This window comes from Pseudomonas sp. S3_G06 (assembly GCF_054667565.1).
The window spans coordinates 5,859,848-5,884,041 of record NZ_CP162738.1; the positions used below are offsets into that span (position 1 = coordinate 5,859,848).

24 protein-coding genes are annotated in these 24,194 nt (G+C 61.7%); 12 read left to right on the forward strand and 12 right to left on the reverse strand.

Annotated elements, in window-relative coordinates; genetic code table 11:
* Positions 1 to 236 precede the first annotated feature (236 nt).
* The gene (locus tag AB4N47_RS26245; protein WP_341639280.1) at positions 237 to 2,339 is read left to right on the forward strand and encodes a mechanosensitive ion channel family protein; all 2,103 of its coding nucleotides are present in this window, start codon (positions 237 to 239) and stop codon (positions 2,337 to 2,339) included.
* A gap of 112 nt (positions 2,340 to 2,451) precedes the next feature.
* Here AB4N47_RS26245 and AB4N47_RS26250 read toward each other — a convergent pair whose 3' ends face one another.
* The gene (locus AB4N47_RS26250) at positions 2,452 to 6,738 is read right to left on the reverse strand and encodes a DEAD/DEAH box helicase (protein WP_460154381.1); all 4,287 of its coding nucleotides are present in this window, start codon (positions 6,736 to 6,738) and stop codon (positions 2,452 to 2,454) included.
* A 275-nt stretch (positions 6,739 to 7,013) separates the two neighbouring features.
* Between AB4N47_RS26250 and AB4N47_RS26255 the strand changes: the two genes are divergently transcribed.
* Positions 7,014 to 7,898, forward strand: coding sequence for a sugar nucleotide-binding protein (locus AB4N47_RS26255; RefSeq protein WP_038860943.1), 885 nt, complete (start codon positions 7,014 to 7,016; stop codon positions 7,896 to 7,898).
* Complete coding sequence (locus tag AB4N47_RS26260) at positions 7,891 to 8,823, forward strand: NAD-dependent epimerase/dehydratase family protein (RefSeq protein WP_341639278.1); 933 nt, start codon at positions 7,891 to 7,893, stop codon at positions 8,821 to 8,823. Before AB4N47_RS26255 ends, AB4N47_RS26260 begins: the two co-directional genes overlap by 8 nt.
* Before the next feature lie 183 nt (positions 8,824 to 9,006).
* Here AB4N47_RS26260 and AB4N47_RS26265 read toward each other — a convergent pair whose 3' ends face one another.
* The 8 genes from AB4N47_RS26265 to AB4N47_RS26300 form a co-directional block, all read right to left on the reverse strand.
* A complete protein-coding gene (locus AB4N47_RS26265) occupies positions 9,007 to 9,705 on the reverse strand; it encodes an OmpW/AlkL family protein (protein WP_024014503.1) in 699 nt (232 codons plus the stop codon).
* Between the two features lie 220 nt (positions 9,706 to 9,925).
* Positions 9,926 to 10,444, reverse strand: coding sequence for a DUF3299 domain-containing protein (locus tag AB4N47_RS26270; RefSeq protein ID WP_341639277.1), 519 nt, complete (start codon positions 10,442 to 10,444; stop codon positions 9,926 to 9,928).
* A gap of 11 nt (positions 10,445 to 10,455) precedes the next feature.
* Positions 10,456 to 11,721: an ABC transporter permease gene (locus AB4N47_RS26275; protein ID WP_071173729.1), complete on the reverse strand. Its 1,266-nt coding sequence runs from the start codon at positions 11,719 to 11,721 to the stop codon at positions 10,456 to 10,458.
* A gap of 1 nt (position 11,722) precedes the next feature.
* Complete coding sequence (locus tag AB4N47_RS26280; protein ID WP_341639276.1) at positions 11,723 to 12,433, reverse strand: ABC transporter ATP-binding protein; 711 nt, start codon at positions 12,431 to 12,433, stop codon at positions 11,723 to 11,725.
* Positions 12,434 to 12,560: 127 nt separating this feature from the next.
* Positions 12,561 to 13,154: a DUF2796 domain-containing protein gene (locus AB4N47_RS26285; protein WP_281875824.1), complete on the reverse strand. Its 594-nt coding sequence runs from the start codon at positions 13,152 to 13,154 to the stop codon at positions 12,561 to 12,563.
* A gap of 155 nt (positions 13,155 to 13,309) precedes the next feature.
* A complete protein-coding gene (locus AB4N47_RS26290; RefSeq protein ID WP_038860944.1) occupies positions 13,310 to 13,876 on the reverse strand; it encodes a hypothetical protein in 567 nt (188 codons plus the stop codon).
* Entirely contained in the window at positions 13,873 to 14,820 is a 948-nt protein-coding gene (locus AB4N47_RS26295) for a CHAP domain-containing protein (RefSeq protein ID WP_056790741.1), read from the reverse strand. The genes AB4N47_RS26290 and AB4N47_RS26295 overlap by 4 nt, the downstream gene beginning before the upstream one ends.
* The gene (locus AB4N47_RS26300; RefSeq protein ID WP_225914395.1) at positions 14,817 to 15,398 is read right to left on the reverse strand and encodes a PAAR domain-containing protein; all 582 of its coding nucleotides are present in this window, start codon (positions 15,396 to 15,398) and stop codon (positions 14,817 to 14,819) included. The genes AB4N47_RS26295 and AB4N47_RS26300 overlap by 4 nt, the downstream gene beginning before the upstream one ends.
* 135 nt (positions 15,399 to 15,533) lie before the next feature.
* Between AB4N47_RS26300 and AB4N47_RS26305 the strand changes: the two genes are divergently transcribed.
* Entirely contained in the window at positions 15,534 to 15,893 is a 360-nt protein-coding gene (locus AB4N47_RS26305) for a hypothetical protein (RefSeq protein WP_130902600.1), read from the forward strand.
* Positions 15,894 to 15,897: 4 nt separating this feature from the next.
* Here AB4N47_RS26305 and trxA read toward each other — a convergent pair whose 3' ends face one another.
* From trxA to AB4N47_RS26320, 3 genes are all read right to left on the reverse strand, one after another.
* The gene (trxA, locus tag AB4N47_RS26310; protein WP_016772977.1) at positions 15,898 to 16,770 is read right to left on the reverse strand and encodes a thioredoxin; all 873 of its coding nucleotides are present in this window, start codon (positions 16,768 to 16,770) and stop codon (positions 15,898 to 15,900) included.
* A gap of 187 nt (positions 16,771 to 16,957) precedes the next feature.
* Positions 16,958 to 17,611 carry a class I SAM-dependent methyltransferase gene (locus AB4N47_RS26315; RefSeq protein WP_341639275.1) on the reverse strand — a complete coding sequence of 218 codons (654 nt, stop codon included), beginning with the start codon at positions 17,609 to 17,611 and terminating at the stop codon, positions 16,958 to 16,960.
* Entirely contained in the window at positions 17,608 to 18,072 is a 465-nt protein-coding gene (locus AB4N47_RS26320) for a YbaY family lipoprotein (protein ID WP_071173724.1), read from the reverse strand. Before AB4N47_RS26320 ends, AB4N47_RS26315 begins: the two co-directional genes overlap by 4 nt.
* Before the next feature lie 128 nt (positions 18,073 to 18,200).
* Between AB4N47_RS26320 and nrdR the strand changes: the two genes are divergently transcribed.
* The 8 genes from nrdR to AB4N47_RS26360 all read left to right on the forward strand — a co-directional run bounded on the left by nrdR (position 18,201) and on the right by AB4N47_RS26360 (position 24,175).
* Entirely contained in the window at positions 18,201 to 18,665 is a 465-nt protein-coding gene (nrdR, locus tag AB4N47_RS26325; protein WP_007910946.1) for a transcriptional regulator NrdR, read from the forward strand.
* Entirely contained in the window at positions 18,662 to 19,795 is a 1,134-nt protein-coding gene (gene ribD, locus AB4N47_RS26330; RefSeq protein WP_341639274.1) for a bifunctional diaminohydroxyphosphoribosylaminopyrimidine deaminase/5-amino-6-(5-phosphoribosylamino)uracil reductase RibD, read from the forward strand. Before nrdR ends, ribD begins: the two co-directional genes overlap by 4 nt.
* A gap of 47 nt (positions 19,796 to 19,842) precedes the next feature.
* Positions 19,843 to 20,505 (forward strand): riboflavin synthase, encoded by a 663-nt coding sequence (locus AB4N47_RS26335; protein ID WP_016772981.1) that lies wholly within the window; start codon positions 19,843 to 19,845, stop codon positions 20,503 to 20,505.
* Positions 20,506 to 20,526: 21 nt separating this feature from the next.
* Entirely contained in the window at positions 20,527 to 21,618 is a 1,092-nt protein-coding gene (gene ribBA, locus AB4N47_RS26340) for a bifunctional 3,4-dihydroxy-2-butanone-4-phosphate synthase/GTP cyclohydrolase II (protein WP_039761895.1), read from the forward strand.
* Positions 21,619 to 21,708: 90 nt separating this feature from the next.
* Positions 21,709 to 22,185 carry a 6,7-dimethyl-8-ribityllumazine synthase gene (ribH, locus tag AB4N47_RS26345; RefSeq protein WP_003228649.1) on the forward strand — a complete coding sequence of 159 codons (477 nt, stop codon included), beginning with the start codon at positions 21,709 to 21,711 and terminating at the stop codon, positions 22,183 to 22,185.
* Positions 22,182 to 22,682, forward strand: a complete 501-nt coding sequence (nusB, locus tag AB4N47_RS26350; RefSeq protein ID WP_024014489.1) for a transcription antitermination factor NusB — start codon at positions 22,182 to 22,184, stop codon at positions 22,680 to 22,682. Before ribH ends, nusB begins: the two co-directional genes overlap by 4 nt.
* Positions 22,683 to 22,709: 27 nt before the next feature.
* Positions 22,710 to 23,675, forward strand: a complete 966-nt coding sequence (gene thiL, locus AB4N47_RS26355) for a thiamine-phosphate kinase (RefSeq protein ID WP_024014488.1) — start codon at positions 22,710 to 22,712, stop codon at positions 23,673 to 23,675.
* Positions 23,672 to 24,175, forward strand: a complete 504-nt coding sequence (locus AB4N47_RS26360) for a phosphatidylglycerophosphatase A family protein (RefSeq protein ID WP_024014487.1) — start codon at positions 23,672 to 23,674, stop codon at positions 24,173 to 24,175. Before thiL ends, AB4N47_RS26360 begins: the two co-directional genes overlap by 4 nt.
* Positions 24,176 to 24,194 lie beyond the last annotated feature (19 nt).

A 24,194-nucleotide genomic window follows, 5' to 3' on the forward strand; every position in this document is an offset into this window, starting at 1 on the left:
GAGGGGGAAGGGAGCAGATCTTCATGCCTCCTGAAATCGCGTACGACTGTGAAGGGAGCAGATCTTCATGGTCTTCAGGACTTGAGTTCGACTCAAGACGTGCAGTTGGTGATTTTGGTCATGCAACTCGGTCGGCTCCCTCTCCTGGGGGAGAGGGCTGGGGTGAGGTGGCTCTTGAACTTGCCGCGCAATTACCGATCAGTTCCTTACCAGGGTCAGCCACGGGAGATCGGAGTTTGCGCCATTTCAGGATCGCCATTTTGCTGGGAGCGCTGCTGTGCTTCGGCGTCAACACATCGCAAGCCGTCGCGCTGCCGGGCGTTCCGGCTGCCGCCGATACGGCGGAAAAACCTGCCGAACCGGAACCGCTGGTGCAGGGCGGTCTGCTCGGGGCGATCAGTACGAGCATCGACGATGTCCAGGACAAACTCGATCTCAACGAACACCTGGTCGATGCCTGGCGGCTGCGCGCCGACCGCGCGGCGGATGAGGTCGATCGGCTGGTCAAGCAACCGTCAAACCGCTCGGGCTGGAGCGTGGCGGGGGATTTCCTCACGCTGTCGGGAGTCTGGCTGGGCAGTTTCGCCCTGCTCACCGTGCTCGGCAGTTTGCTGGCCAAGCGTCTGCGTGAAGGCCGTTGGTTGCGCACCCGCCAGCGCAGTCAGGATCTCTTGGGCTATGTGCTGCCGTACACCGTGCCGGCGCTGATCTGCCTGCCGCTGACGCTGTATGTCAGCCATTTTCTGCAAGCTTCGGTGGGCCGTGCGCTGGCGCTGTGTCTGGCCTATGCCACCAGCAGCGGCATCTTTTCCACGTCGATGTTGTTGTGCGTGGTGGTGATGTTCAATGTCGGCCACAAGCGCGCCGCCGCGCGAATCATCCGTGAATACTGCCCGCGCCCACTGTTCCTGATCGGCTTTCTCGCCGCCCTCAGTGATGCCCTGACCAGCCCGCAGATCGCCCGGCAATTGGGCGGCAATATCACCAGCAGTATCGCCGTGTTCACCGGGCTGATCGCCTCGGTCATCTTCGGTTTGCTGGTGATTCGCCTGCGCCGCCCGGTGGCACATCTGATCCGCAATCGCCCGCTCGCTCAGCGTTTGAAACAACCGTCGCTGCAGGAGTCGCTGCGGATATTTTCCGGGCTGTGGTACTGGCCGATCGTGCTGATGGTGCTGGTCTCGGCAGTCAGCCTGATCGGCATTGGCGAGGACAATCAGAAAGCCCTGCGCTGTGCTTTGTTCACCACCGTGCTGCTGATCGCCACGGTGTTTCTCAGCACGGTGTTGCAGCACCTGTTCAAGTCGCGCAAAGCCGAGGCGATCCAGCGCAGCAGTGCCTACAAGGAACGTTTTCTCAGCCTGTTGCATGCGTTGCTGCGGATCGTCATGGCGATTGTGTTCATCGATATTCTCGGGCGGATCTGGGGCGTGTCGTTGCTCGATTTCGCCCAGAGCAGCACGGTCGGCCGGGCGATCAGCAATGCCTTGAGCAGCATTGGCCTGATCTTCCTGGTGACGTGGCTGCTGTGGGTGGTGCTCGACACGGCGATTCAGGAAGCGCTGAAACCGCCGCTGAGCAAACGCGCGGCACGCCAGCCGAGCACACGGGTGAAAACCATCCTGCCGCTGTTGCGCAATGCGATCAAAATCATCCTCGTGGTGATCTGCGCGATTACCACCATGGCCAACCTCGGCATCAACGTCGCGCCGCTACTGGCCGGTGCCGGCGTGGTCGGTCTGGCCATCGGTTTCGGTTCGCAGCAACTGGTGCAAGACGTCATCACCGGGTTGTTCATCATCATCGAAGACACCCTGTCGATCGGCGACTGGGTGGTGCTTGATTCCGGCCACGCCGGCACCGTGGAAGGCCTGACCATTCGCACCTTGCGCCTGCGTGACGGCAAGGGTTTTGTGCACTCGGTGCCGTTCGGCCAGATCAAGGCTGTGACCAACCAATCACGCCAGTTCGCCTTCGCATTTTTCTCGGTGCAGTTCACCTACGACACCGATGTCGACAGAGCCATCGAGCTGATCCGCGAGGCCGGCGATTCGATCCGCGAAGACCCGTTCCTCAAGTACAACCTGCAAGGGCCGCTGGATGTGTTTGGCGTGGACAAAATGGACTTGAACGGCGTGGTGTTGACGGCGCAATTCCGCACGGTGTCCGGTGGTCAATACGCGGTGAGCCGCGCGTTCAACCAGCGCTTGAAGAAGCTTGTGGATAACACACCGAATGTGCATTTTGCGCAGACTTATCCACAGCAGGTTCTGTTGCCGAAGCGGCAGGAGGAGGGGGCGGTGGTTGCGGGTGAAGTGCCGCAGGAGTCGCGGACCTGAAGCATGATTTTGGGGTGCAGGGCCGCATTCGCGAGCAGGCTCGCTCCCACAGGGGAAACGGGATTGAACTGTGGGAGCGAGCCTGCTCGCGAAGACGCCGGTGCGAACACTCTCAATGCCGGATCAGCTTGGCATGCAGTTGTCCCATGGCTATCGGATCCAGCTCTACCCAAACCTGCGGCTTGCCCGCAACCATAGCGGCCACTGGAATCCCATCGCGATACACCAGCCGATTGCTCACCAGCGCCGGCACTTTCACCCCGGGCAACAACGTCCCGGCGAGATTCAATGGATCAACCCCGCACACCGCCACCAGGCTGCCGTCCTGCGGGCGTCGACGGACTTCGCGCAGCAAGGGAATGGCTTCGGGCAAGGCAAATTGCTCGCCAGCCAGACCACTGACAAACCGCCCGCCACGAATCTCGCCCCGCGCCTCCAGACGATGAAAGGTGCGCAGCAATTCCCGCCAGCTCGGCAACCAGTCCGCTTCGCGTTCCAGCAGACGCCAGAACACCACGCCGTAGCGGCGCAGCAGGGTCATGGCGACGTGTTCGAGTGTCTCGGCGGCATCGGCTGACGAACCCCGGCGCAGTAATGCCCAGCGCCCGGCATCGTCCATGCCGCCGATAAACGCCCCGCGTCCGCGTCGACTGCTGCGCTGCTGGCGCTTGCTTGCAGGAGTGATTAGCGCACGCAAGCCGGCGAAGCTGTCGGCGTTCACCAAACCTGCAGCGACCAGTTCCTGCAGGGCGATTTCCAGTTCGCTGCGCAGCAGGCGCGCTTCATGAATCAACTCATCGAAAAACAGCGCGCCATGCTGACTCAGCGCCTCGAAGACTTTCTGCGTTTTCGGCGATAACTCACTCACCGGCGTCTGTTCAGCCAACGCACTCCACAAACCCACCTGGCTACGCGGCAGCAGCACAATCGGTGTACTGCGCAATGCCGAGCCGCTGACCTTCTGCCGCGCATTGATGCGCGTCCACACCAGTTTGCCGTTGCGGCACAGGTCGTCCAGCCAGCTCGGCGAGTAGTCCTTGAGGCGCGCCGGCAGGATGTCGCTGTCCCACGCCGAAGCTGCCGCCGGGTAGCCTTCGAACTGGCCGACAATCGCCGGCAGCACCGCACTGCCCTGACCTTGGGTGGCCGGCGTCAGATGCTGCCAGTCGAACAGAAAACGCATGAAGTCCTGCAATGCCACCGGTTCGATTTCCCGGCGCAGGCGCTTGACTGTGTAGCGATGGATGCGCGCCAGCAGATGGCGTTCGCACCATTCTTCAATCCCGCTGTTCGGCGTGAACTGGCCGCGCAACACATAGCCTTCGCGTTCCAGTTGCGCGAGGGCCTGATTGACTTGCGCGGCTGGCAGGGCGAGCGGCTCGGCGATGGCCGGCAACGGGGTTGGCCCGAACGCGCCGAGGCGGGCGCGGATCACTTCGACCAGCGCCTCATCGAATGCCCACGTGTCGTCGAATCCGGGCAGCGCCACCGCCTCGGTCAGCAACGTGGCCTGTGGATAAAGTGCCTGCAGACAACTCAGGCGTTCGCGGGCCAGCCATAACTGATGCTCGGCGTCGATCTGCAACAGGCAGGCGCGGCCGCTGGCCATCAGCGTTTGCAGCCAGTCCGGCCAGCCCGCGTTGGCGCGCGCTTCGGTGTCGCTGATGCAGGCGAGGCTCATCAGCGCTTCGTGCATTTCATCCCTGGAATTGGGCGACGGCCAGGCTTCTTCGCGCACTGCGGTGATCGCATCGGCGTCCAGCGCGCCGAGATCATCGGTCGACTGCGGATCGCTCCAGCGTCGATTGATCACCGCTTGCGTGCGGCGTTCCTCCAGCGGCGCGTCGTCGAGAAACGTGTACGGCCGGGCGCTGAGAATTTCTGCCGCCAGCGGTGACGGCGCAGGCAGATCACGGGCGATCAAGCGCACCTCGCCACGCTCTATGCGCCGCAGCAGGGTCAGCCAGCCTTCGCTGTCCATCGCTTCGTGCAGGCAATCGTCGAGGGTCTGTTCCACCAACGGATGCTCGGGGACTTCGCGCTCGCCGGCGAGGTTTTCCAGGCAGGCGATCTGGTCGGGGAAGACGCTGGCGATGAGGTCTTCGCTCTTCATCCGTTGCAGTTGCGGAGCGACTTTGCGCCCGCCGGTGAAGCGCGGCAACGCCAGCGCCACCCCGGCATTCCAGCGCCAGCGCACGCCGAACAACGGCGCATCAAGCACCGCTTGAATGAGCGTGTGTTCAGCGCTGTTGCTGTGCAGGTAACGCCAGACTTCGTCGAGCTCGAAGCTGTGACTGGTGGACAGCGACAGCACGATCGCGTCTTCGCTGGCGGCGGCCTGCAATTCGAAGTTGAAGGTGCGACAGAAACGCTTTCGCAGGGCCAGGCCCCAGGCGCGGTTGATGCGGCTGCCGAACGGCGTGTGAATGATCAGTTGGGTGCCACCGGACTCGTCGAAAAACCGCTCCATCACCAGCGTGTCCTGCGAGGGCAGGGCGCCGAGGGTTTGCCGTGCGCGCGCCAGATATTCGACCAATTGCTCGGCGCTGGCGAAGTTGAGGCCGAGTATGGTGGTCAGCCAGTCGAGCGCCGGTTGCAGATTCCCGGGGCTGGCGCTGAGCAATTCATCCAACTGCGCTTGCAGGCGCGCGACGGCCGCCGACAGTTCATCACTGCGCCCCGGCGCTTCGCCGAGCCAGAACGGAATGGTCGGCGGCATCCCCTGCGCATCCTCGACGCGCACTTTGCCGCTTTCCACCCGCAGGATGCGGTACGAGGTATTGCCGAGCTGGAACACGTCGCCGGCGATACTTTCCACGGCGAAGTCTTCGTTGACGCTGCCGATGTTCAAGCCCTGGGGTTCGAGCAGCACGCTGTAGTCGGCGTTGTCCGGAATCGTGCCGCCGCTGGTCACGGCGGTCAGTTGCGCGCCCCGCCGGCCACGCAAGGTGCGACTGACGGCGTCGCGGTGCAGGTAGGCGCTGCGGATGCCTTGGCGGCCGTTGTAACCCTCGGCGAGCATGCTCAGCAGGGCCTGATAGTGTTTTTCATCGAGGTCGCGATACGGCCAGGCTCGGCGGAACATCGCCAGCAATGCGTCCTCCGACCATTCCTGGCAACTGACCTCGGCAATGATCTGCTGCGCCAGCACGTCCAGCGGCTTTTCCGGAATGTGCAGCGTATCCAGCTCGCCCCGGCGCACGCAGTCGAGCAGGGCGGCGCACTCGATCAGGTCGTCGCGGGTGGTGGCGAACAAACGACCCTTGGGCGTGCCGCCGACCTGATGTCCGGAGCGACCGACCCGTTGCAGAAACGCAGCAATCGAACGCGGCGAACTGATCTGGCAGACCAGGTCGACTTCACCGATATCGATGCCCAGTTCCAGCGACGCGGTGGCGATCAGCACTTGCAGCTCGCCGCGCTTGAGCCGTTGTTCCGCATCGAGGCGAAACTCCTTGGCGAGACTGCCGTGGTGCGCCGCCACCGCCTGCTTGCCGAGGCGCTCGCTCAAATGGCGGCTGAGGCGCTCGGCAAGGCGTCGGGTGTTGACGAAAATCAGCGTGGTGCGGTGCTCGCGGGCGAGTTCGGCGAGGCGCTCATACACCAGTTCCCAGACATCATTGGCCATCACCGCCGACAACGGTACCGGCGGCACTTCGATGCCCAGATCCCGAGGGCGGGCGTGGCCGATATCGACGATTTCGCAGGGGCGATCGTGACCGACCAGAAACTGCGCCACGGCTTCTACCGGTTTCTGCGTCGCGGACAGGCCGATGCGGGTCAGCGGTTCGGCGCAGAGTGCTTGCAAACGCTCGAGGCTCAAGGACAGATGACTGCCGCGCTTGCCAGCGGCCATCGCGTGGATCTCGTCAATGATCACCGTGCGCGTGGTGCCGAGCATCTTGCGTCCGGATTCCGAGCCAAGCAGCACGTACAGCGATTCCGGGGTGGTCACCAGAATATGCGGCGCGCTCTTGCGCATCGCGGCGCGGTCTTTTTGCGGCGTGTCGCCGGTGCGTACGGCGGTGGTGATGGTCAGCTCCGGCAGGCCCATTTCGCGCAATTGCGCAGTGATGCCGGCGAGCGGATTCTGCAGATTGATCTGAATGTCGTTGGACAGTGCCTTCAGCGGCGAGACATAGACCACCAGGGTTTCGGCGGGCAAACCATCGGGGTGTTCCAGACCGCGATGGACAAGCTCATCGAGCACGGCGAGAAACGCGGTCAGAGTCTTTCCCGAGCCGGTGGGCGCGGCAATCAGCGTCGAGCGGCGCTGGCGGATCAACGGCCACGCACGGGCCTGAGCGGTGGTGACCGCCGGGAAAGTCTTGTTGAACCAGGCGCTGACGGCGGGGTGAAAACCGGCCAGCGCACTGTTGGCGGGGAGGGGCAGATTCATGACTTAAGTTATGCGGGCGGGGCGGGAAGATGCAAGTACCGTTCGGACGCCTTCGCGAGCAGGCTCGCTCCCACCTTGGAACCCGGTCCCCTGTGGGAGCGAGCCTGCTCGCGAAGGGGCCGGTCAGGACGCCGCAAATTCGCGGATCTACACTTTACGGATGACGGTTGCGCACTAAACCCGCAAAATGCAACGATTCCGGCAATTATCGACGACGGTTCCACGAGAACCGTCGCCAAAGCCATCGTTCCAATCAGACTGGGCCTGCTGACTCTATGCGAATGCGCCTTATGTTACTGGGCGGCGGAAATGCCCTTGGGCAGGCGCTGATTCGCCTCGGTGCGGAAGAAGACATCGGTTTCCTCGCCCCCCGCCCGCCCGAAAACGGCTGGGATGCCGCGAGCCTCACCCAACTGCTCGACGACACCCGTCCCGATGCGTTGATCAACCTCGCCTACTATTTCGACTGGTTCCAGGCCGAGAGCGTCAGCGAAAGCCGCATGAGCGGCCAGGAACGCGCCATCGAGCGTCTGGCCGAACTGTGCCAGCACCACAACATTGTCCTCGTGCAGCCGTCGAGCTATCGCGTGTTCGACGGCTCGCGGGCCACGGCCTACAGCGAGAAAGACGAACCGGTGCCGCTGGGCCTGCGCGGTCAGGCCTTGTGGCGCATCGAGCAAAGTGTGCGCGCGACCTGCCCGCAACATGTGCTGCTGCGTTTCGGCTGGCTGCTCGACGACAGTCCGGACGGCACCCTCGGACGCTTCCTCGCCCGTGCGGAACAACCCGAAGAGTTGTTGCTGGCCGATGATCGTCGCGGCAATCCGACTCCGGTCGATGACGCCGCGCGAGTGATCATCTCCGTGCTCAAGCAACTCGACTGCGCCGCGCCGCTGTGGGGCACTTACCATTACGCCGGCCACGAAGCGACCACACCGCTGGCGCTGGGCCAGGCGATTCTCACCGAAGCACGCAGCCTGCATCCGCTGGCGATCGAAGCACCGACCGCGCAGGCCCACGCCGCGCGCCCGGACGCCGCCGAAGAACCGCAACACGCGGTGCTGGCCTGCAAGAAAATTCTCCACACTTTCGGGATCAAGCCGCGCGCCTGGCGTGCCGCGCTCCCGGGTCTACTGGACAGGTTCTATCGACATGGCTGAAGGAACGGTTCTAATCACTGGCGGAGCGGGATTCATCGGCTCGCACCTGACCGACGCCTTGCTCGCCAAGGGCTATGCGGTACGCGTGCTCGACGACCTGTCGACCGGCAAGCGCAGCAACCTGCCGCTGGACAATCCCAAGGTTGAACTGGTGGTCGGCGATGTCGCTGATGCCGCTTTGGTCGCCCGCACCATGCAAGGTTGCAACGCTGTCGCGCATCTGGCAGCCGTGGCCTCGGTGCAGGCCTCGGTGGACGATCCGGTGAAAACTCACCAGAGCAATTTCATCGGTACCCTGAATGTCTGCGAAGCCATGCGCCTGGCCGGGGTCAAGCGTGTGGTGTATGCCTCCAGCGCGGCGGTGTACGGCAACAATGGCGAGGGCGAGTCGATTGATGAAGACACGCCAAAAGCACCGCTGACACCCTATGCCTCGGACAAACTGGCCGGTGAGCAGTACTTCGATTTCTACCGTCGCCAGCATGGCCTGGAACCGGCGATTTTCCGCTTCTTCAACATCTTCGGCCCTCGCCAGGATCCGTCCTCGCCGTATTCCGGGGTGATCAGCATCTTCAGCGAACGCGCGCAGAAAGGTTTACCGATCACCGTGTTTGGCGATGGCGAGCAGACTCGCGATTTCCTCTATGTCGGTGATCTGGTCGACTTGCTGGTGCAGGCGCTGGAAATGCCTGAAGTGCAGGAAGGCGCGGTCAATGTTGGCTGGAATCAGGCGATGAGCCTGAAGCAGATGCTCGAAGCGTTGAAATCGGTAATCGGTGAGTTGCCGCCCGTGAGTTACGGGCCGGCGCGTTCGGGTGATATCCGCCATTCGCGAGCGGATAACCGACGCTTGCTGCAGCGCTTCGAAATGCCGCCGCAGACGCCGATGAATGTGGGCTTGGCGCGCTTGCTCGGGCGCGGATGAAACAAGCTTTCGGACATGAAAAAGGCGCCCTTCATAAGGCGCCTTTTTCACGGCCGGAATATCGCTATCCCTCTGGCGAGGGACGTTGTCCCCCGATCGACTGCGTACGGTCTTCGTCAGGTCTGTGCCTGCCCGCCACCAAGCCTCATTCACCACCACGTGAACGTTCAGTAAAAAATCGACTTAGAACTTATAGCCCAAACCGACCATGTAGATGAACGGATCGACATCCACATTCACCCGTGCACGGGTGCCCGGCGCGACGGCGTTGTTCTCGACGGTCGCACGGGTGTCGATATCGATGTAGCGCACTTGGGCGTTGAGCATGATGTTGTCGGTGATCATGTAGTCGGCGCCGACCTGCCAGGCCAGGCCCCAGGAGTTTTTCGCCTTGAAGTTGCTGAAACCGTTGGCGCTGGCTTCGCTGCCGACGTGTTCGTCGTAGATCCAGGTGTAGTTGATGCCGCCGCCGACATAGGGCTGGAAAGCCGATTTCGAATCCAGTGGGTAGTAGACGACGCTGAGGGTCGGCGGCAGGTGCTTCAGCGTGCCGAGCTTGCCGTTGGCGGCGGGCAACGCGGTGCCCTTGAGCTTGACGTCATGCTCGAACGGCGTGGCTGCCAGCAGCTCGATACCGATGTTGTTGGTGAGCATGTAGGCGAAGTTCAGACCCAGTTGGGTGTCGCTGCTCATGGTCGCCTTGCCGCCCAGATTGGTGCCGCTCAGCGGACCCTGATCGACCTTGACGCTGGAGCTGTCGGCCTTCGGGTTGACGGTGATCGCACCGGCGCGCACGAGGATGTCACCGGCTTCGTGGGCGTGGGCGAGCGGGGCTGCGAGCGCGAGGGCAAACAGCGGGGCGCTGAGCAAGGACTTGTTCATGGGGGCTCCGAAAGGACATAAAAATTCGATGTCCTAGGGTACGAAGCCGTCTGATACGGTGTTTTGACTCAGCTCAATGAAACAGTGAAGGGGCGGGGTTTTGTGGAACCTTTGAGGGCCTATTCGCGAGCAGGCTCGCTCCCACCTTGGAATGTGATCACCTGTGGGAGCGAGCCTGCTAGCGAAGACGATAGACCAGCCAATACAAAACTACCGGGAATTACTCCGGCAGCTCATACGCATAAATCTTCTCCGCCTCCATCTGATACCCGGCATCGGCCAGCTCACTGCTCGAGGCTTTCACCTGCAAAGGTCCTTCAACCCAATACGGCTGATACAGCTCATCGAGCTTCACGCCCAGTTCGCTTTTCACATGGACGATCTGGTTCGACGGCGGTGGCGGTACGTGGATGCAGGCGCCGAAATACGGCACCAGCAAGAAGTCGGTGGTGCGCCCCTCTTCGCTGACTTCCAGCGGCACGATGTAACCGGGCAGGCGAATGTTCTGCCCGTCGAGGCTCTTCACGACCGGCGCATTCGGCATGTCCTGCTTGGCCGCCGGTGCGGACTCGGCGGAAAGTGCGTCGCCCATCTTCGACAGGTCGTGCAGCGGGGTCATGTTGGGTATTTCCGGCGCGGCGTCCGGTGGGATCATTTCCGACCAGGTCAGGTCTTTCGGCGCCGCCGCCCACACGGGCAGGGCGACCAGCATCAGCAGCGCAAGCAGGGCGCGGGGCATGGTGAACATCCTCATAAACGGATCGACAGGCCATCGGCCAATGATTGGCGATACGCGCGCCAGGCCGGCACGCTGCCCATCAGCAGCGCGGCCGCCAGAATGCCACCGAGCAGCGTCCATTCATACTCGCTCGGCCATGCCAGTGGCAGGTACAAACCGTAATTGGCCTGCACGTAGCCTTGCGCAGCAGCGATGCCGATGTACAGCAACGCGAGCCCGGCAATCACCCCGGTCAGCGCCAACGCAAAGGCTTCCAGCACCAGCAGACTCGCGATGTGCCAAGGGCGCGCGCCCACCGAACGCAGAATCGCCATCTCGCGGCGGCGCTCGTTGAGGCTTGTGAGAATCGCCGTGAGCATGCCGATCAGCCCGGTCAGCACAACGAACAGCGAGACCACGAACAAGGCTTTCTCGGCCGTGCTCATCAGGCTCCACAATTCCTGCAAGGCCACGCCCGGCAGGATCGCCAGCATCGGTTCGCCACGGTACTCGTTGATCTCGCGCTGCAAGGCGAAGGTGGAAATCTTGCTGTTGAGGCCGAGCATGAACGCGGTGATCGCTTGCGGGGTCAGGTCCATGTTGCGCGCCTGATCAGCGCTGATCCGCCCGTTGCCGCGCGCCGGCACACCGTTGTGCCAGTCAATGTGAATTGCCTCCATGCCGCCGAGGCTGATGTGCAGCGTGCGGTCTACCGGCGTGCCGGTACGCTGGAGGATGCCGACCACGGTGAAGGGTTTGTCGTCATGCTTGACCAGGCTGATCGCCGCCACGCCGTGGGCCAGTACCAGTTTGTCGCCGAGCTTGTAGTGCAGCGCTTCGGCGACTTCGGCACCGAGCACCACTTCGAAAGGATCGGTGGCAAACGCGCGACCGTCGGCCAGCGCCAGGTGTTGCTGGCGCCCGTACTGGTAGTGCTCGAAGTAGGCTTCGGTGGTGCCCATCACGCGATAGCCGCGATGGGAATCGCCGAGGGACATGGGGATTGCCCACTTCACTTTCGGGTTGTTGGCGAAGTGTTCAAAGCTGTCCCAACGGATGTTGTTGGTAGCGTTGCCGATGCGGAACACCGAATACAGCAGCAGGTTTACCGAGCCGGAGCGGGCACCGACGATCAGGTCAGTGCCGCTGATGGTGCTGGCGAAACTGGCCTTGGCTTCGGTGCGCACGCGCTCGACGGCGAGCAGCAGGCACACCGACAGTGCGATGGCGAAGGCGGTGAGCAATGCGGTGAAACGGCGGTTGGCCAGGCTGGCCATGGCCAGACGAAACAGATACATCTCAGACCTCGGCGGACGTGGCGGCGCGATTGAGTTCGGCCAGGGACAGATGACGGTCGAACAGCGGCGCCAGGCTCTGGTCGTGGCTGACGAACAACAGACTCGATCCGGCCTCGCGGCACTCGGCAAACAACAGACGAATGAAGCTCTCGCGGGCGTCGTAATCCAGCGCCGAGGTCGGTTCGTCGGCGATCACCAGCTCCGGTTGGCCGATCAACGCGCGGGCGGCAGCGACCCGTTGTTGCTGGCCGATGGACAGCGAGTCGGCGCGGCGGCTGAGGATGCTTTCGTCTTTCAGACCCAAGTGCGCGAGCAACGTGGTGGCGGCTTGATCGACGCTGCCGTGGCGCTGTTTCGCCCGTTGCGCACGCAGTTTCGAGAAATGGCACGGCAACTCAACGTTCTCGCGCACCGAGAGAAACGGCAGCAGGTTGAATTGCTGGAAAATGTAGCCGGTGTGATCGACACGAAACGTATCGCGCTTGCCGGCAGAAAGCTCGGTCAGCTCCTGGCCGAGCAGGCGAATGCTGCCGCGACCGGGCTTTTGCACCCCGCCGAGCAGGCCGAGCAGGGTGGTCTTGCCGCTGCCGCTGGGGCCTTTGAGAAACAGGGTTTCGCCGGCTTCCAGACGAAACGCCGGGATGTCCAGCAGCGGCGGGTGACCGGGCCAGTTGAAGCCAAGGTCGGAAAGTTCGATGAGTGCTTGGGTCATGGCACCGATTTCATGGTTGGAGACGGACCCCTGTAGGAGCTGCCGAAGGCTGCGATCTTTTGATCTTGATCTGCACAATCAAAAGATCGCAGCCTTCGGCAGCTCCTACAGGGGATCTTCATTCGCTTCAGAATTTCAGCGCAGCCGACTTGGCCGTCACTTCGGTACCTTGCTGGCCGCTGGCGCTGATCAGTTGTACCTGAATCTTCTGCGTCGCCGGGAAGGTCTTGAAGATGTTCGTCAGGTTCAGCGTGTTCAGTGCCCCCGGTGTGGCGCAGCTGAACTGGTAATGCGCATGGATTTCGCTGTGGTCGTGGTGATGCTCGTGACCGTCCTTGTCCGCTTCATCTTCGTCGTGATCATCGGCGTCCGGCTTGTCGCCGAACAGCGGGCTTTCCAGTTCCTGGCTGACCACTTTGCACCCTGCCGCAGCGGGCAGGCTGAACAGGGCCAATGGTTTTTCCAGTTGCGCACGAGCAGCAGCGACTTTGGCCTTGTCGGCATCGGACGTGGCGGCGTGTTCAAAACCGACCAGATTCATCGCCGGGCTTTCCAGCTCCAGCTCCAGGGTCTGACCATCAAGCGCGGCGTTCAGCCGGCCCACGCCATGTTCGTGAGCGCCGAGGCTGCCGTGCTCATGATCGTGATCGTGCTCATCAACCGCATGGGCAGCGGCCAGCGGCAACAGGGCAAACGGCAAAGCGAGCAGCAAACGACGCATGACGGACTCCGAGAAAAATGAAAAGTTTGTTATGTAATCTTATAACGAAAGTCCGCAGAGTGTGCCCGTGCGCTTGAGATTGCGCAAGACATGGCTAAGCACCGCCCGGGATGAGTTCGCGGGCGGTGCTGGGATTGGATGTCATGCTTGCAGAATCAGAAGCCTGCGCCGGGATAATCGAACCAATAGTGTCCCGAAAGAACATCGTTGATCAGATTTGCGTCGAGCACGCTCGGCGCATCGCGACTGAAACGCTGTCGCCAAGCCGGAAGCCACCAGTAGTTGATGGCTGTTCCGCGCGGAAATACCACCAGAGTCAGCACCTCCTTATCCATTTTGCCCTGCGTGTAGAGTTGATGACTGCGATCCATCAGGGCCATGTACTGGTCGATTGGCAGTCTGAACATAAGTGCCATGGTGAAGATTTTTTCACTCTGACTGAACGCCGGACTCTGCAGTACCCGCAATGCTTCGCAAGTGTGTGAATTCGGTTGACTCGCTATGCTCTGGCCTTCGGGGGTTGAAAGTATGTCGAAACGATCATCCATGTCTCGCCAGTCGGTCCGGTTATTGCGCTCAAAGTAATCACGAATAACAAGGGTCAGTGGACCTGCAGTTTCCCCGTCAGCGGGACAAGCCGAAAGATCGGCAGGCAACCAGATGCGCCATGCCACGATGAGCAAAAACGGAATTATGAGGAGGAGCGAATAAGGGCGTTTCATTGTGGCGTGCTGTGTTTATAGCGTCGGAAAATAGTGAAGTCATGGTCGCTGGGATTTGCATTACCGGTCGCATGGCGAAAACCTGCGTCGTTAACTTCAACTTTTTCCCACCCTGCAGAAATGCATACGCCCTTCGTTAGAACGAAGCCGACATGGCCGCTGGCGTCGGAATAATTCATTGCGTAAGCGCCGACGTCCCCGGGCAACGGCGTGCGCTCGACTTTCCAGCTATTGAGCAATCGTTGTCCATTCGCCCATTCACCCGCAAGCGGAGGACTAACCTTGGAGAAATATGGCAGGTATTTCGATTTGCCATGTTCAATCAACGCCACGTTGACCCCAATTGCGGTCAGCACGTCGTAGACGAACAGATTGCATTTATTTGTGTTTGGTGGAAATTCCACGCTCTGCCTGAGAGTAGGGTGTGGCAGCGACTTTTTGCTTTTATTCCCTGCCCACTGTGTTGATCCCCGGTGTGACAGCGCCTCCATCAGTATCCTGCGCGGCATGTCCTGAATGACGACTTTCACCGTTCGGGTTTCATTTGTACGTTTCACACCATATTCGACTTCGTAGAACGCGTCGTTCGAGACAGCGCCGCTGGTCGTTAGCGGGACTTTTACCCACGGTGATATCGCTACGATCGAAAGAGACTTCCCTGGATTCAACGTAGCAGTGTGCATACCTTTTTTTGTACCGGAGTTCCCCACAATCTGAACCGTCACTTCGTGGGTGTCTCGGGTTTTGATCGACGGTAGTTCCTTGCCCGCGAGCGTTATAGCGATCTGGCCGTTTTTGGATATCAATGAATAAATGCGAGGCCTGTCATCGTTTTGAACGATGTTGTCATCTACGACCTGACCGTCGATAAGCAGCTGAAATTTTACGCCTGGCGGTGGCTGCATCAGAAAGTCTTTAAAGATGAGTTTGATTTCCGATTTCATGACAAATCCTGTGTCAGGGGCTCTTCATAGGCATAGAAAGTCCATTCGGAATCTTCCCCTACCAACAGGGTGTCGTAATCCGAAGCGTTTTTTACCGGGTGTTCGCAGCCTTCGCCTGTGAGGTTGCAAGTGCTGTCTTGTAAAACGGCAACCTTCGCCTTGTCCTTGATTTTGTAAGCCCAACCTGGCTTTTCCGTGTCATCAAGGCGTTCGATGATGACCTGCAAGTAGCGATAAGAGGTCAGGGCAGCAATCGGTGGCCCCATGTCAATTGGAGCGGGCCGGCCAATTCCTGCGAAACCACTGTGTTGCTGAGTGAGCAGCTTATTGGTCATGGGCGGACAACCGCAGGCGACGTAGTCACCCTCTAGCGCAGCTGGTCCGGCAGGTAAAATCAGCGTTCTTTCACCCACTGCTACGATGGGGCCTTTGCCAGGCCCACAGACCGGACAACTGGCGAGTTGTCCAATGGAAGCGATTATTCTTCCTTCGATATTGAGGTTCTCATTTCCTTCAAGTATCACGCCACCTGTAGAGGTCGGGCCTCCTTTAGAGGCCAGTTTTCGTCCTGAAGACATTGGGAATCCTTCCCGCAAAAAGAGATTAATTTAGCCGATTAACCGGGAATTACCAGATGTGTTTGGCGCCCTTTACTTGGCGTTGCACAAGTCCCGTGGGAGCATGCAGGTCAGAAAAGTGCAGGAGCGAACTTGATGTTGCGGATACGCGGAACGGTCGGCGAGGTGCCGGTGGATTTGACGGTGGAGCTGGATGACAGCGATTGGGCGAGGCTCGGTTCGGCGCTAAGCGGGCAGGCGCCGATTGCGCAGTCTGAGGCAGTGGCGTCGGCCCCGGCGGCGAAGCCGGTGAATCAGGATGATGCGCTGTGGCAGGTGGCCAAAGACGTGTTGCGCAACGCCGGGCAACTTAGCGGGCCGGATCTGCTCGATCAGTTGGAGGCGCTCACCGGCAGTGCGGCAGCGGGCAAGCGTTTGCTCGTGCGTTTGCGCCACAGTGCCGATGTGAAAGTGGCGAGCGGCGGGGATACGCCGCTCTATAGCTGGATCGGGTGAGGCCTTAATACAGCGCCGCAAACACTTTGCGACGGTAAGCCGTCACCAACGGATGATCATTGCCCAGCAGCTCGAACACCTGCAGCAAGGTCTTGTGCGGCAAGCCTTCGCCGTAGCTGCGGTTGCGGATGAACAATTTGAGCAAGGCGTCCAGCGCCGCTTCGTATTGCTGGCGCGCCAGTTGCTGGATCGCCAGTTGGTACACCGCTTCATCGTCCTGTGGATTTTGCGCCAGGCGGCTTTTCAGATCGGCGGCGTCCGGCAGGTCGCGGGCGAGGCCGAGGAACTGGATCTGCGCCTTGGCCCCGGCGAGTGCGGCTTTGTGCTCATCGCTCTTGACCGCGTCGAGCACGGTTTGCGCTTCGCCCAGCTCACCGCGCTCGGTCAGGCAGCGTGCGTAAAGGATCAGCGCTTTGGCGTTGGTATTGTCTTCATTGAGAATGGTCACCAGCACCGCTTCCGCCTCGGCGAAGTGGCCTTCGTCGAACATCGCCTGAGCCTGTTCGAACGGGTCGGCAGCGGCCGGTGGCGGCATCTGCACATGCGGTTCCAGCAGCGCGCGCACGGCGGATTCCGGTTGTGCCCCGGCAAAGCCGTCGACCGGCTGACCGTCCTTGAACAGCACCACGGTCGGCAGGCTGCGAATGCCGAAGCGGGCGACGATGTCCTGCTCGATGTCGCAGTTGACCTTGGCCAGCAGCAACTCGCCCTGATAGCTCTCGGCAATGCCCTGCAGCATCGGCATCAACGCCTTGCACGGCGCACACCATTCGGCCCAGAAATCCACCAGCACCGGTTTGTTGAAGGAGGCTTCGATCACCGACTGGTCGAAATCGGCAGTCGTGGCGTCGAAGATGTACGGCGTTTGCTGACTCATGGGGGATCTCGTCGAAGAAGCTTGGAATGGGGCAACTATACGGCTTGGTGGGGGGTGGCCGGAAGCGGGGCGGGTTCGAGAGCTGTGTTGCATGGGCGGACGCCTTCGCGAGCAGGCTCGCTCCCACAGGGGATTTATGAACGACACAGATCCAGTGTGGGAGCGGGCTTGCCCGCGATGCTTTCAGCTAGCGGCGCGCATGGTAGAGGCTGACATGTCTGAATTCCTCAGGCTCGGCCAGATCCGGCAAGGTCATCGCCTCGAGCATTTCAATTCGCTCATACAACGGATGACGAAAATCCCGCACCCGTGAATCCGCCACCAGCGCCTCGCGGCCGCGAGTGAGAAACGCGTCGAGCAGCGGCAGGTTGGCCCGGTCATACAACACGTCCGCCACCAGAATCAGATCGAAGCGATCGGCCTCGGCAAAGAAATCCGTCGAGTAGCTCATCTGCACATCGTTGAGCTCGGCGTTCGCCTTGCACGCGCCGATCGCCAACGGATCGAGATCGCAGGCCACCACTTCCAGCGCCCCGGCCTTCACCGCCGCGATGCCGGCGATCCCGGAACCGGCGCCGAAATCCAGCACGCGCTTGCCGCGCACCCACTCTGGAAACTGTGCCAGATAACGCGCCACGGCCAAGCCGCTGGCCCAGCAAAAACTCCAATAGGGCGGTTCATGCAGGATGCGCTGGGTTTCTTCCCGGCTGAATTCGCGGGCCATGTTGTCGCCATCGATCAACCACAGCTGCAAATCAGTGCCCGGCAACGCACAGGCTTTCAGTCTGGCGTCGCCGAGCAATTCCCCCAAGGCCTGTTGCAGGTCGAGCGGTGCTGTCATGGCGCTTTGACGAATTGCAGCTGGCCCAAAGCCTGAGTGGTCGGTTGAGTGATGGTCTGCGACGGCAGGTGCAGGATCAGTTGTCCGGACTGGCTGGCGCGACCGCGCAGCTCAACCCGTGCGCCGGCCGGAAATGCCTCGGGGTTGAAGCGCAGATGAAACGGCAGGATCTGGTTGTTGCCGATCAGGCTGGAACTGGCGAGCAATTGTTGCGGGCGATCCTTTTCATCAATCACCAGCAGCGCCAATTCGACTTCGGCGCCGGTTGGCACGCCTTGCAGGGTGCCGCTCAATTCGCGCTGATGCGCTGGCAGCGGGCCGAGTTCGGCGGCCTCTTTGGCTTTTTTCTGCGCCTGTTGCGGCGCGGGGCCTGGGGTCGGCGGTTGCGGCTTGGGTGCGTCGCTGCCACAGGCCACCAGCAGGCTGAAAAGACTGAGCAGAACGAGCGGACGTAACGGCATTGGAGGCTCCGGCAGAATGAATTCCATGGATCAGACGATCATGCCGTTCTGTATACCGCAAAGCCTATGGCTTGTCTTGCCACGGGGATGCGCTACCATGGCCCTCCCATTTTTTGTTGCCAGCCACCATGCACTGTCCCTTCTGCGGTGCCAACGACACCAAGGTCATCGACTCGCGTCTGGTCGCCGAGGGCGAACAGGTGCGCCGCCGGCGTGAATGCCTGGCCTGCGGCGAACGTTTCACGACGTTCGAGACGGCCGAACTGGTGTTGCCGCGCCTGATCAAAACCGACGGCAGCCGCCAACCGTTCGACGAAGAAAAACTCCGCGCCGGCATGCAACGCGCGCTGGAGAAACGTCCGGTCAGCGTCGAGCGCCTCGAATCCTCTCTGGTCCACATCAAGCACAAGCTGCGCGCCACCGGCGAACGCGAGGTCAAATCCCTCGTGGTCGGCGAGCTGGTGATGGCCGAGCTGCAAAAGCTTGATGAAGTCGCCTATATCCGTTTTGCCTCGGTGTACAAGCGCTTCCAGGACCTCAATGAATTCCGCGAAGAGATCGACCGCCTCGCCCGCGAACCGGTGAAAGAATGACCACCGCCGCCGAGCAGGCGATCCTCGACGCCCATTTCATGGCCCGCGCGCTGGAACTGGCGCGCAAAGGCCACTACACCACCCATCCCAATCCGCGAGTCGGTTGCGTGGTGGTGCGTGACGGCCAGATTGTCGGCGAAGGCTGGCATGAGCGTGCCGGCGAACCCCATGCCGAAGTCCACGCCCTGCGCGCCGCTGGCGAGCAGGCCCGGGGCGCGACGGCGTATGTGACCCTCGAACCTTGCAGCCATCACGGACGCACGCCGCCGTGCGCCGACGCCTTGGTGACCGCTGGCGTTGCCCGGGTCGTAGCGGCGATGCGTGATCCCAATCCGCAAGTCGCCGGGCGCGGTTTGCAGCGCTTGGCTGATGCCGGTATCGCCACTGAAAGCGGGGTGCTGGAAGCAGAGGCACGCAAGCTCAATCAAGGTTTTCTGAAACGCATGGAACATGGCTTGCCATTCGTGCGGGTCAAGCTGGCCATGAGTCTCGACGGTCGCACAGCGATGGAAAGCGGCGAGAGCCAGTGGATCACCGGCCCGGCGGCGCGTTCTGCAGTACAGCGTTTGCGCGCTGAGGCGGCGGTGGTGCTGACCGGCGCCGACACGGTGCTGGCCGATGGCGCACGCTTGACCGTGCGCGCGGACGAACTCGGTCTGGACAGTGAGCAAACCGCGCTGGCCATGAGTCGCCCGCCATTGCGCGTGTTGATCGATGGCCGCCTGCGGGTGCCGCTGGATGCGCCGTTCTTCAAGGCCGGGCCGGCGCTGGTCGCCACCTGTGTCGCGGTCGAGGAGCAATACGCCAATGGCCCGGAATGCCTGATCGTGCCGGGTGCCGACGGCCAGGTCGATCTGCATCAATTGCTCATCGAACTGGCTCATCGTGGCACCAACGAGGTGCTGGTCGAGGCCGGTCCGCGTCTGGCCGGCGCCTTTGCGCAACTGGGGCTGGTCGACGAATTCGTGATCTTCATTGCCGGCAAGTTCCTCGGCTCCACGGCGCGTCCGCTGCTCGACTGGCCGCTGGCGCAGATGAAAGATGCACCGGAACTGAAAATCACTGAAATCCGCGCGGTGGGCGATGACTGGCGAGTCACTGCGATCCCTGTCCCTTCGGCCCGCGTATAATTCTCGGCCATCGCGTTAGCGCTGGCCTCGTTCTCAAGGAGAACCCCATGTTCACCGGCATCATCGAATCCATCGGCAGTATCCGCGCACTGACCCCAAAGGGCGGTGATGTGCGGGTGCACGTCGCAACCGGCAAGCTCGATCTGAGCGACGTCAAACTCGGCGACAGCATCGCGGTCAACGGCGTTTGCCTGACCGCCGTCGAGTTGCCGGGCGACGGCTTTGCCGCCGACGTCAGCCGCGAAACCCTCGATTGCACCGCCATGAATGACCTGAAAAGCGGCAGCCCAGTCAATCTGGAAAAAGCCCTGACCCCGACCACTCGCCTCGGCGGGCATCTGGTCAGCGGTCATGTCGATGGTGTTGGCGAAGTGGTATCGCGTAGCGACAATGCCCGCGCCGTGGAATTTCGCATCCGCGCGCCGAAGGAACTGGCCAAGTACATCGCCCACAAAGGCTCGATCACCGTCGACGGCACCAGCCTGACCGTGAACGAAGTCGATGGCGCCGAATTCATGCTGACGATCATTCCGCACACCCTCAGCGAAACCATCATGGCTTCATACAAGCCGGGCCGCCGGGTGAATCTGGAAGTCGACCTGCTGGCGCGTTATCTGGAGCGTCTGCTGCTGGGCGACAAGGCCGCCGAGAAGACCGCCGGCAGCACCATCACCGAAAGCTTTCTGGCCCAAAACGGCTACCTCAAATAATTCAAAAGAAGGGGGTGCCTTGTGGCGCTCAATAGCATCGAAGAACTGGTTGAAGACATCCGCCAAGGCAAGATGGTCATCCTCATGGATGACGAAGACCGCGAGAACGAAGGCGACCTGATCATGGCCGCCGAATGCTGCCAGGCCGAACACATCAACTTCATGGCCAAGCACGCCCGTGGCCTGATCTGCATGCCGATGAGCCGCGAGCGCTGCGAACTGTTGAAGCTGCCGCTGATGGCGCCACGCAACGGTTCCGGTTTCGGCACCAAGTTCACCGTTTCGATCGAAGCTGCCGAAGGCGTGACCACCGGCATCTCCGCCGCTGACCGTGCGCGCACCGTGCAAGCGGCTGCCGCCAAAGACGCCAAGGCTGAAGATATCGTCAGCCCGGGCCACATTTTCCCGCTGATGGCCCAGGCCGGCGGCACCCTCGCTCGCGCCGGCCACACCGAAGCCGCTTGCGACCTGGCGCGCATGGCCGGTTTCGAGCCGAGCGGAGTGATCTGCGAAGTGATGAACGACGACGGCACCATGTCCCGTCGCGCTGAACTCGAAGCATTCGCCGCCGAACACAACATCAAGATCGGCACCATCGCCGACCTGATCCACTACCGGATGATCCACGAACGTACCGTTCAGCGGATTGCCGAGCAGCCGCTGGACAGCGAACTGGGCCAATTCAACCTGGTGACCTATCGTGATTCGGTGGAAGGCGACGTGCACATGGCCCTGACGCTGGGCACTGTCTGCGCTGAAGAACCGACGCTTGTTCGCGTGCACAACATGGACCCGCTGCGCGATCTGCTGATGGTCAAGCAACCCGGTCGCTGGAGCCTGCGCGCCGCCATGGCTGCGGTCGCCGAGGCCGGCAGCGGTGTGGTGCTGCTGCTCGGTCATCCGCTCGATGGCGACGTGCTGCTGGCGCATATCCGTGAAACCGGTGAGCAGGCAGCGCCGAAAAAACCGACCACCTACAGCATCGTCGGGGCCGGTTCGCAGATCCTGCGTGACCTCGGCGTGCGCAAAATGCGCTTGATGTCGGCACCAATGAAATTCAATGCGATATCCGGTTTCGATCTGGAAGTTGTAGAATACGTGCCCTCCGAATAATGACCGGCTGTTTCCGGACTCCAATTCGCGGCAAATAATCACTGAGGGGCGCGTAGCAGACGCGTCCCGGCTCTTTAAGAGAACTGACGAATGACCCTGAAGACCATCGAAGGTACCTTCATCGCCCCCAAAGGCCGCTACGCTCTGGTAGTGGGCCGCTTCAACAGCTTCGTGGTTGAAAGCCTGGTCAGCGGTGCCGTTGATGCCCTGGTTCGCCACGGCGTGAGCGAAAGCGACATCACCATCATCCGCGCGCCGGGCGCCTTCGAAATCCCGCTGGTGGCGCAGAAAGTCGCTCAGAAAGGCGAGTTCGCAGCCATCATCGCCCTTGGCGCGGTCATTCGTGGCGGTACTCCGCACTTCGAATACGTGGCTGGCGAGTGCACCAAAGGCCTGGCCCAGGTCTCCATGGAATTCGGCGTACCGGTCGCCTTCGGCGTGCTGACCGTTGACTCTATCGAGCAAGCCATCGAACGTTCCGGCACCAAGGCCGGTAACAAAGGTGCCGAAGCTGCCCTGTCCGCTCTGGAAATGGTCAGCCTGCTGGCGCAGTTGGAGGCCAAGTGATTAGCGACGAAAGCGATCGTTTCAACCCGCGCGATCCGAAACCTGCGGATGCCGGCAAGCCGTCGAAGAGCGCCAAGCGTCGTGAAGCCCGTCAGCTCGCGACTCAAGCGCTGTACCAGTGGCACATGGCCCGGCAATCGCTGAACGAGATCGAAGCGCAGTTTCGCGTTGATAACGATTTCACCGATGTCGACGGCGCCTACTTCCGTGAAATCCTTCACGGGGTTCCGCAGTTCAAGACCGAAATCGACACCGCCCTGACGCCGTGCCTGGATCTGGCGATCGAAGAGCTCGACCCGGTTGAACTGGCGGTTCTGCGCCTGTCGACCTGGGAACTGCTCAAGCGCGTCGACGTGCCGTACCGCGTTGTGATCAACGAAGGTATCGAACTGGCCAAGGTGTTCGGTTCGACCGACGGCCACAAGTTCGTCAACGGTGTGCTCGACAAGCTGGCCCCGCGCCTGCGTGAAGCTGAAGTGAAGGCGTTCAAGCGCTGATCGGCGCTTGAATACTTTTTCTCGGCCATGGGCGAGTTTGAGCTGATCCGCAATTTCTTCGCCGCCGCGCCTTGTGCGCAGGGCGGCGAAGGCGTTGCTCTGGGGATCGGCGACGACTGCGCCTTGCTGGCGGTTCCCGCTGGGGAACAGCTGGCGGTTTCTACCGATACGCTGGTGGCCGGTGTGCATTTCGCCGACCCCTGCGATCCGTTTCTGCTCGGTCAGCGCTCGCTGGCCGTCGCGGTCAGTGACCTGGCCGCCATGGGCGCCGCGCCCGTTGCCTTTACCCTTGCCCTGACCTTGCCGACGGTGACTGCCGATTGGCTGCAAGCCTATGCCCGGGGTTTGAACCGCATGGCGCAAAGCTGCGGCGTCGCGCTGGTCGGCGGCGATACCACGCGCGGACCGTTGAGCCTGACGGTCACCGTGTTCGGCCGCGTACCCGCTGGCCAGGCCTTGACCCGCAGCGGTGCGCAGGCCGGTGATCTGCTCTGCGTCGGCGGCGAACTGGGCAATGCAGCCGGCGCCTTGCCGCTGGTTTTGGCTCAACGTGATGCCGAAGCGCATATCGCCCAGCCGCTGCTCGAGCATTACTGGTCGCCGCAGCCGCAACTGGCCCTCGGTCAGGCCCTGCGCGGCAAGGCCACGGCGGCACTGGACATCTCCGACGGCCTGCTCGCCGATTGCGGGCATATCGCGCTGGCGTCGAAGGTGCGACTTGAGATTGAACGCGAGCGTGTACCGTTGTCGGATGCTTTAGTCGCGTTTCTCGGCCAGCGCGGTGCCGAGCGCGCGGCATTGAGCGGTGGTGATGATTACGTACTGGCCTTCACCTTGCCGTCCGCCGAGTTGCCGGCACTGCTGGCCGACGGCTGGCCGATTCATGTGATCGGCCGTGTGCTGCCGGGCCAGGGCGTGCTGCTGCTGGACCGCGACGGGCGCGACATCACTCCGCAGATTCGCGGCTACCAACATTTTCAGGAGACACCGTGACAGATCACCCGAAACAGGTCCCTGCCGAATTCGTGCCTCCCTCGGTCTGGCGCAATCCGTGGCATTTCCTCGCGTTCGGCTTCGGCTCCGGCACCTTGCCAAAAGCGCCGGGCACGTGGGGCTCGCTGGTGGCGCTGCCGTTCATTCCGCTGTGGCAGATGCTGCCCGACTGGGGCTACTGGCTGATGCTTGGCATCACCATGCTGTTCGGCTTCTGGCTGTGCGGCAAAGTCGCTGACGATTTGCGCGTGCACGACCACGAAGGCATCGTCTGGGACGAAATGGTCGGCATGTGGATCACCCTGTGGCTGGTGCCGGAAGGCTGGTACTGGTTGCTCGCGGGTTTTCTGGTGTTCCGCTTCTTCGATATTCTCAAGCCGTGGCCGATCCGCTGGATCGACAAGCACGTGCATGGCGGCGTCGGCATCATGCTCGACGACGTGCTGGCCGGTGTGTTCGCCTGGCTGGCGATGCAAGGGCTGGTCTGGATATTCGCCTGATTCGACTCACGTGAGGAAA

Bases quoted from the DNA above. Each gene is read 5' to 3' on its own strand.
- AB4N47_RS26250 (WP_460154381.1), bottom strand. From the start codon at position 6,738: ATGAATCTGCCCCTCCCCGCCAACAGTGCGCTGGCCGGTTTTCACCCC.
- AB4N47_RS26255 (WP_038860943.1), top strand. From the start codon at position 7,014: ATGCGAATGCGCCTTATGTTACTGGGCGGCGGAAATGCCCTTGGGCAG.
- AB4N47_RS26260 (WP_341639278.1), top strand. From the start codon at position 7,891: ATGGCTGAAGGAACGGTTCTAATCACTGGCGGAGCGGGATTCATCGGC.
- AB4N47_RS26265 (WP_024014503.1), bottom strand. From the start codon at position 9,705: ATGAACAAGTCCTTGCTCAGCGCCCCGCTGTTTGCCCTCGCGCTCGCA.
- AB4N47_RS26270 (WP_341639277.1), bottom strand. From the start codon at position 10,444: ATGCCCCGCGCCCTGCTTGCGCTGCTGATGCTGGTCGCCCTGCCCGTG.
- AB4N47_RS26275 (WP_071173729.1), bottom strand. From the start codon at position 11,721: ATGTATCTGTTTCGTCTGGCCATGGCCAGCCTGGCCAACCGCCGTTTC.
- AB4N47_RS26280 (WP_341639276.1), bottom strand. From the start codon at position 12,433: ATGACCCAAGCACTCATCGAACTTTCCGACCTTGGCTTCAACTGGCCC.
- AB4N47_RS26285 (WP_281875824.1), bottom strand. From the start codon at position 13,154: ATGCGTCGTTTGCTGCTCGCTTTGCCGTTTGCCCTGTTGCCGCTGGCC.
- AB4N47_RS26290 (WP_038860944.1), bottom strand. From the start codon at position 13,876: ATGAAACGCCCTTATTCGCTCCTCCTCATAATTCCGTTTTTGCTCATC.
- AB4N47_RS26295 (WP_056790741.1), bottom strand. From the start codon at position 14,820: ATGAAATCGGAAATCAAACTCATCTTTAAAGACTTTCTGATGCAGCCA.
- AB4N47_RS26300 (WP_225914395.1), bottom strand. From the start codon at position 15,398: ATGTCTTCAGGACGAAAACTGGCCTCTAAAGGAGGCCCGACCTCTACA.
- AB4N47_RS26305 (WP_130902600.1), top strand. From the start codon at position 15,534: ATGTTGCGGATACGCGGAACGGTCGGCGAGGTGCCGGTGGATTTGACG.
- trxA (WP_016772977.1), bottom strand. From the start codon at position 16,770: ATGAGTCAGCAAACGCCGTACATCTTCGACGCCACGACTGCCGATTTC.
- AB4N47_RS26315 (WP_341639275.1), bottom strand. From the start codon at position 17,611: ATGACAGCACCGCTCGACCTGCAACAGGCCTTGGGGGAATTGCTCGGC.
- AB4N47_RS26320 (WP_071173724.1), bottom strand. From the start codon at position 18,072: ATGCCGTTACGTCCGCTCGTTCTGCTCAGTCTTTTCAGCCTGCTGGTG.
- nrdR (WP_007910946.1), top strand. From the start codon at position 18,201: ATGCACTGTCCCTTCTGCGGTGCCAACGACACCAAGGTCATCGACTCG.
- ribD (WP_341639274.1), top strand. From the start codon at position 18,662: ATGACCACCGCCGCCGAGCAGGCGATCCTCGACGCCCATTTCATGGCC.
- AB4N47_RS26335 (WP_016772981.1), top strand. From the start codon at position 19,843: ATGTTCACCGGCATCATCGAATCCATCGGCAGTATCCGCGCACTGACC.
- ribH (WP_003228649.1), top strand. From the start codon at position 21,709: ATGACCCTGAAGACCATCGAAGGTACCTTCATCGCCCCCAAAGGCCGC.
- thiL (WP_024014488.1), top strand. From the start codon at position 22,710: ATGGGCGAGTTTGAGCTGATCCGCAATTTCTTCGCCGCCGCGCCTTGT.